General features: G+C 57.7%; 7 protein-coding genes, 1 pseudogene and 2 riboswitches. Of the genes and pseudogenes, 5 read left to right on the top strand and 3 right to left on the bottom strand.

Features of this window, described 5'->3' with window-relative positions:
* The 5 genes and pseudogenes from GCT13_RS26200 to GCT13_RS26180 form a co-directional block, all read left to right on the top strand.
* Positions 1-371, top strand: a pseudogene (locus GCT13_RS26200) (amino acid:proton symporter); the annotation flags it as partial.
* 101 nt (positions 372-472) lie between these two features.
* A riboswitch (Fluoride riboswitch) is annotated at positions 473-538 on the top strand.
* Between the two features lie 207 nt (positions 539-745).
* Positions 746-1,090, top strand: a complete 345-nt coding sequence (locus tag GCT13_RS26195; protein ID WP_321574629.1) for a DUF190 domain-containing protein — start codon at positions 746-748, stop codon at positions 1,088-1,090.
* Positions 1,091-1,283: 193 nt separating this feature from the next.
* Positions 1,284-1,655: a DUF190 domain-containing protein gene (locus GCT13_RS26190; RefSeq protein ID WP_090870320.1), complete on the top strand. Its 372-nt coding sequence runs from the start codon at positions 1,284-1,286 to the stop codon at positions 1,653-1,655.
* Between the two features lie 47 nt (positions 1,656-1,702).
* Positions 1,703-1,772: riboswitch (Fluoride riboswitch) on the top strand.
* Positions 1,773-1,861: 89 nt separating this feature from the next.
* Positions 1,862-3,430: a MutS-related protein gene (locus tag GCT13_RS26185; RefSeq protein ID WP_152763064.1), complete on the top strand. Its 1,569-nt coding sequence runs from the start codon at positions 1,862-1,864 to the stop codon at positions 3,428-3,430.
* Between the two features lie 368 nt (positions 3,431-3,798).
* Positions 3,799-4,986: a MutS-related protein gene (locus GCT13_RS26180; RefSeq protein ID WP_227747015.1), complete on the top strand. Its 1,188-nt coding sequence runs from the start codon at positions 3,799-3,801 to the stop codon at positions 4,984-4,986.
* Positions 4,987-5,010: 24 nt separating this feature from the next.
* On the opposite strand, the gene GCT13_RS26175 is transcribed toward GCT13_RS26180, so the two are convergent.
* The 3 genes from GCT13_RS26175 to GCT13_RS26165 form a co-directional block, all read right to left on the bottom strand.
* Positions 5,011-5,208, bottom strand: coding sequence for a ribbon-helix-helix protein, CopG family (locus GCT13_RS26175; protein WP_087736466.1), 198 nt, complete (start codon positions 5,206-5,208; stop codon positions 5,011-5,013).
* 149 nt (positions 5,209-5,357) lie between these two features.
* Positions 5,358-5,804, bottom strand: coding sequence for a hypothetical protein (locus tag GCT13_RS26170; protein WP_321574628.1), 447 nt, complete (start codon positions 5,802-5,804; stop codon positions 5,358-5,360).
* Between the two features lie 195 nt (positions 5,805-5,999).
* Entirely contained in the window at positions 6,000-6,770 is a 771-nt protein-coding gene (locus tag GCT13_RS26165; RefSeq protein WP_152763060.1) for a YoaK family protein, read from the bottom strand.
* Positions 6,771-7,077 lie beyond the last annotated feature (307 nt).

The following is a 7,077-nucleotide window of genomic DNA, read 5'->3' as shown; positions in this document are numbered from 1 at the left end:
CGAAGTGGCCGCTGACGGGCGAGATCATCCTGCTGATGATCGTGGCGCTGCCGGTGTTCTTCTACTTCCAGGCGAAGTCGGGCTTCACGGGCTTCAACGAGGACCTGAAGGCGGCGTGGTGGCTGGTGGCGTACCTGCCGGGCATGGCGATCCTGTCGCTGATCGGCAGCAGGCAGTTCGGCGGGATGGGGCTGTTGCCGTATGGCTGGGACATGCTGGTCGTGATCGTGTTCTCGCTCGTGTTCTACTACTGGGGTGTGCATACGGGCTATCGCACCGGGTATCTGGACGAGCGCGACACGATTCGTGCAAAAGAGGCTGAGTACGCGACGAGCGGTCTTTCAGGAGAAGAGTGGATGTCGGCGCGGTAATGCGCTCGACGTTGGCAGCGGATCACGCACGTCGTGATCCGCTTTGCGTTTTGCTTGCATCAAAACGCGATCGTTTCGAACACAAACATCGCATGCTAGAATCAATTTACGGAGATGGCATTCCTCCCGTAACCGCCGGTTTGCCGGCTAATGATGCCTACGGTTCCTGGGTCAGGAAGTCGTAGGTTCGTCCTTCAGCGTCCTGCTGCCCAGATTTGATCGTCGCTTTTCAGGTCTGGTTCGATGTCTCCGCTTTCTGTCTCCGGTCGATCTTTTTGTCGCCGATCGAGTGCTCGTCGTATAAACGACGGTCGCGGATTCACGTCTGGGGAAGTTCATTACCGGACCATCAGTGAAATTCACAGGAGGTTCTCGTGACGAAGGGCAGCCAACTCACACTCTACGCATCCAACGAGAGTCATCGCAAACTGCACTCGACGGTCGTCGAGTGGGTGCTCGATGAAATAGCGAAGGTTGGCATCCATGGGGCGACCGTGACCGAGGTCAGCGAGGAAATCGACGCCCACGGGAAGTATCACGCCGCCCGCTTTTTCGAGCTCGCCGATCAGTCTGTCGCCGTAATGATTGCGGCGGCGGATGAGCAGATCGATAGCTTGCTTGCGAATCTCGACGCCGGTGGCGTTCGAATGTTTTACACCCGTTGTCCCGTTGAATTCGAAATGCTCGGCGAGCCTGACAGCCCGCAGCCGAACCTCTAAGGGAACGACCACGGAATTCCGCAAGACGCTCGCGTGACCGAATGCGGGGCACGGTCCGGTCATTGCGTCGCACAATCCGCATGCTCGCGACGCCCTGCATTAGAATGAAATGGGTCATGGTTCCGCGCGCCTGTTGCCGGAAAGAATCGTGGCTTTGCGGCCCGGCTGGTCCGGTCCGTCCACGGAGATTCGTATGAACGGATATCAACTGACGTTCTACACCGAGCAGAATAAGCGGCACGGTCACAGGACGGTTTGCGAGTGGCTGCTGCACGAGGTGAAGGCGCTGGGCATACGAGGCGCCACGGTTATCAGCGGCAGCGAGGGCGTCGGACATGCGGGCGCTCATCATGCCGCGCACATGCTTAAGCTCGCTGACCAGCCGGTGCAGATCATCGTTGCCGTCACCGACGAAGAGGCACAGCGTTTGCTCGACGTCGTCCGCGCGGAGCGCGTGCACGTTTTCTATACGCGTATGCCGATCGAGTTCGGGTTGCTGGGTGAAGACGATCCGCAGCATCATCCGAAGAAGTTCTCGCTGTTTCACAAAGGCGGCGCAAACTAAGCGAGTGCGGCTGTGCAGATAGCGACCTCTCGCCTATACTCGAAAATGTGTCTGCTGGAGATGGCATTTCTCCCTAACCGCCGCTGATCGTGCGCGGCTGATGATGCCTGCTGGTCCCGGATGTGCCGGGCCGGTAGGCATTTTTATTTGCCGGCTTCCGTCTTGACGTCATCCGGGCGTTCAATTGCCATGAGGATGCGAAGAAGATGGGATGGACTGCCTGCCTCGATTGCGGTTCAACGTCGTTCGAAAGCATTCTGTTCGCCGACGGCCGCTCAACCGCCGACATCGACCGCGCGACTCAACCGGATATCTTTGGAGATCTGAACCTCGACCAGATCATCGATTCAGTTGTTCGCGGACGCGATGAATACAACCTGAGGCCATACTTTTATATTCCGCTTGCCGACACACAGGCGATCGAATATCGACACGCCGTGATGCGCGATCTCGAGCGCGGCGAAGTTCTGAATTCGATTTGCCAGTTTGCAGCGCAGATGCGGGCCATGCGTACAGAGCTGGCTGCGTCGCAGAAGATGCATTACGTGTTGCAGAAGCAAGCGTACTTCCTTGATGCGGTGGAGAAATACTGTGGTGCTTCTCTTGAACTTGCCCACGCTCTGGAACAGGTCACTCCGCACTCCACCGGTATTGCAGCATTTCTCGAGTATCTGAAGAGGTACGTGCAGGGGCACGCATTTGAAGAACTGAAAGCGGAGGAGGCCGGCATTCGGGCAGAGTTGAGCAAGCTGCGCTACAGCATCCTTATCAAAGGTAGTAGCGTGACGGTTCGCAGATATGCCGGAGAGGTCGATTACAGCGAGCAAGTGCAGAAGATCTTCGCGAAGTTCAGGCAGGGTGCCGTCAAGAGCCATAGCGTGGACATACGCGACTATCCGGAGATGAATCACGTCGAGGCAAACGTCCTGAACTTCGTGGCAAAGCTTCACCCCGAAGTGTTCGAACCATTGGATGCGTATTGCTCCGCGCATGCCGATTTTCTGGACCCGGTCATCGCACGTTTCGACAGGGAGATCCAGTTCTATATCGCCTTTCTCGAACATCTGTCGCGGCTCCGCTCTGCGGGACTGTCATTCTGTTACCCCGTGGTGTCTACTCAGTCGAAAACTGTGCGCAGCGTAGAAGGCTTCGATCTGGCTCTCGCTGAAGGGCTCAGACTCGACAACCAGCGCATTGTCTGCAATGACTTCTACCTGGAAGGGGACGAACGCATCGTCGTCGTAACCGGCCCGAACCAGGGAGGCAAAACGACATTCGCGCGCAGCTTCGGGCAGTTGCACTACCTGGCGTCCATTGGCTGCCCAGTACCGGGACGCGAAGCCCAACTCTACATTTCCGACCGCATATTCACGCACTTCGAGCGCCAGGAAGACATGAAGAACCTGCGCGGCAAACTGCATGACGATCTCTACCGCATTCACAACATCCTCAGTCGTGCGACGACAGAAAGCATCATCATCATGAACGAGATTTTCAGTTCGACGTCGTTGAAGGATGCGCTGTTTCTCAGTCAAAAAGTAATGGGCCGCATCATGGATCTCGATGCCCTATGTGTGTATGTGACCTTCATCGAGGAACTGTCCAGGTCAAGCAAACAGACGATCAGCATGTCGAGCGAGGTCAAAGGGGATTCTGTCGCGACGCGCACCTTCAAGGTCGTTCGCCGGCCTGCGGACGGACGTTCATACGCGCTCTCGCTCGCACGGCAATACGGGCTGACCTATGAGCAGCTGCGGGAGAGGATCAGATCATGAAAGCCTATCTGATGTACAGCAACCGGGACTTTCAACCTGGCGGGGATCTGCCTTGGGGTGCAGACACGCTGATTGCAGACCTGGAATTGAAGACGCTGTTCGCGACGATGGCGCAGGGTGACGCGTTTCTGTATGACGTCGCGAGGAAAGCCGTCATGACAAGCCTTTGCGAGCCGCAACAGATTCGCTACAGGCAGGATGTTCTGCGTGATTGCGTGAAGAATGCATCGGCAGTGCGATCGCTGTACGGTATCGCAGTCGAAGCGATCGAGATCGAGAAGAAGAGTTACTTTGGCTTCTTCAACCGGTATCCCGCCGCCATTTTGACTACTGCTCGCTCGCTGATGCAGTCGTTCATTGCCGTGCTCATGAAGGTGCGCACGATGGCAGACCAGGCGTCGGGACGGTTTCATTCGGAAGGCTTTACGCGGTTCTTCGCGATGATCCAACAGGAACTTGCCGACGACTATTTTCATACGCTGGACGAACATCTGAAGGAGTTGAGATTTCGCAGTGGCACGTTGATGAGTGCGGCACTCGGCAAGGGAAACAAAGGCCTCGCGTATGTGCTGCGCAAACCGGCTCAACGGGACCGGAATATCCTCAAGCGGCTCTTCGACAGAAAGCCTGCTTCGATGACCTTTCATATCGCCGAGCGCGACGAGGCGGGAGCGAGAGCACTCTCGGAACTCGAAGGCCATGGACTCAGCCTCGCGGCGGACGCGGTCTCCCAGTCTGCCGCGCACGTGCTGAGTTTCTTCCGGATGTTGCGTGCCGAACTGGGCTTCTATATCGGATGCCTGAACCTCGGCAACACGCTGAATGCAAGAGGCCATTCATTCTGCTATCCGGAACCTGTTCCGGCGAATGAACGTCACCACGTTTTCGAAGGACTGTTTGACGTTTGTCTGGCGTTGCGGCTCGGCGGCGAGATTGTCCCGAATGATCTGGCTGCGACGGACGCAGGACTGTTCATCGTTACGGGCGCAAACGAAGGAGGCAAGTCCACGTTTCTGCGCAGCATCGGGCTTGCGCAGATGATGATGCAGGCCGGCATGATGGTTGGTGCGACGTCGTTTGAAGCGAACGTGTGTGCAAGCCAATTCACGCACTACAAACGCGAGGAAGACGCTTCGATGACCAGCGGCAAGTTCGACGAAGAACTGGTGCGGATGAACGAGATCGCGGAGCATGTGGCGCCCAATTCAATCGTCCTGTTCAACGAGTCATTTGCCGCGACCAATGAACGCGAAGGTTCAGAAGTGGCGCGGCAAATCGTGCTGGCCTTGCTTGAGAAACGCGTCAAGGTATTCTTTGTGACCCACATGTACCAGTTTTCGCATGGCCTTCATGAAACGATGAAGACGGATGCTGTCTTCCTGCGCGCAGAACGGCAAGAAGGCGGAGCACGCACGTTCAGGGTATCGCAGGGTGAACCCCTTGAAACGAGCTATGGCGAAGACCTGTATGCGCAGATATTCAAGGAGGACAGGACCGTTTCCAAAGACCATGGACATACGCTATTCGAAGCCGGAAGTACATCCTCGGCCGTTTAGCTTTATAGCGAAGAGGGCGCGGACTTACTCCGCCTTCTGCCGTGTGCGCGAGCCTATTGCGCTTCGCGTCTTCCAGGTTACGCCGTGTTGCTCGAGGTACTCCCTGATAAGCTGCCGAACCACCTGGGAGGGCGTCAGGTCCTGTGCGGCGCAGAGTTTCTCGAACGCCTCTTTCTTGACAGGGTCGATCAGGACGGTCAATCGGGCACTTTTCGTTTCCATGGTGGGAGCGGGATCAGATATGTTAATCAAATTATAATGGATCGCTCGCCTGCGTAACATCAGGAGAATGCTGCCAGCGAATAATCGTCTGGTACGGCATTCACTATCGCGCACATCGCCATCTGCTGACGATCATTCGCCGACCCGATTCAATGCAGTCGCCGACCGACGACGTCTGAAAAGAAACTGCGCAACTGCTCATCCCAGGTTTCGCTGTCGAGCGTCACGTCTGCCGTTCCCGACTGCCGCATTTCGGCGTCCAGATACACCGCACGCAACGCCCGCGGCTGAACCGGCTTGCGAAAGAGCCGGCCATCGCCGTCGAGAAACAGGCATGTCTTCCCCCGATAGCGGGAACCGCGTACTGACATCGCATCGAACACATGTCGAGCCGACGCCTTCGGATAAACGAAGATGACGTTGATTCCCTGGGCTTCGAGACGGTCGCAGGCCTCCGCAAACCGGTAGAGCATCTGGAACCCGCGTTCCCCAGCCGTGCCGACGCCGATCACGATCAGACCGTGATCGCCGGTCACATCCCGTACGAGACGACACGCATGGTCGTATGACAGCAGAGCCGCGCCAGGGTCAATCACATTGAGTTCCTTGCTTTCGCGCGGACTTCACGAACCTGCGGTGCCGAATGTTTCATGGCTTGCCGCGGCAGGTTCAGTCCGTAGATTTCACCCGTTACCGATCAGAATTATATGTTAATGACATGATAATACCATGTGCGTGGCGAAAAGCCTCGCAAACGCCCATGCATGCCGCCCGTCTGCTCAACGAAGCCCTCACTCCGGCCTGCGGGCGGGCCCCCACGTTCGCTCGCGCAGATCGTCGAGCAGCGGAATGATCGCGAGCACCGTGAGCACGCCGGCCAACGGAATGGTCGCCGCATAGCCGACATGCTTGAAGCCCAATGCGCCCGTTACGCCACCCGCGAAAAAGCTCGCCAGCATGCGGGCATGCACCTTCAGCCGCTCCCGGTTGGCGAGAACGGGCGCCAGCGCCGTGTCGTCGCGAGACGCGTTCCAGTAACAGAGCTTGCCGAGTTCGATGCCGATGTCCGTGACGATGCCGGTCATATGCGTGGTACGGATTTCCGCGCCCGACAGTTTGGTGATCATCGCGTTCTGCAGGCCCATGATGAAACACAGCAGCATGACGGTTGCGGGGACGAATAGCGTGTCCCATAGCGCCAGATGGCTGCCGAGCAATCCGAAGCACAGCAGCAACGAGGCTTCCAGCAGAAGCGGCGAAGCGTATTGACTGTGCAGCCGCTGGCGGCGTCCCCAGTTGACGAGCACGGCCGAGCACGCGGCGCCCAGCAGAAAAGAAATCAGCGAGCCGATACCCGCGAGCACCAGCGCGAAATCGCCGAGCACGGCATCGTCGGCGATCGAGGAGACCACGCCGCTCATGTGCGACGTGTACTGCCTGACGGCCAGGTATCCGCCTGCATTCGCCGCGCCCGCGACGAACGCAAGTGAAAACCCGAGGCGTCGGTTTGCCGCGGTACTCCGGTCCCTTCCCGTCAATGTTCGAAAAAACTGTGCTGGCATGTGAGATCGACTGCTGTCGCCGCGTGGCGTGTACGCGTGTACGTATGGGGCGTGATCTCCTGCGCGTCGGATTTCACGCTGGCCCTGGGTTCAAAGCACGGATCGCAGTGGAGCAGCGGCGAAAACGGAGGTGCCGGCATGAAGCGGCGCACGTCATCGACGTTGTATGGAATCCTGCGGGCAAAGCTGATAGGATGATAACGCCATTATCATACTCTGATAACTGTATGTTCCTGACGCGGGACCGATGTTTCGGGTCCCGACATCGAGCGGAGACATCCCATGCAGTGCGGATTTGCGGCAGACG

This window comes from Paraburkholderia franconis (genome assembly GCF_009362735.1).
In the GTDB taxonomy this organism is placed as follows: domain Bacteria; phylum Pseudomonadota; class Gammaproteobacteria; order Burkholderiales; family Burkholderiaceae; genus Paraburkholderia; species Paraburkholderia franconis.
This window is presented reverse-complemented; position numbering and strand designations above follow the sequence as displayed.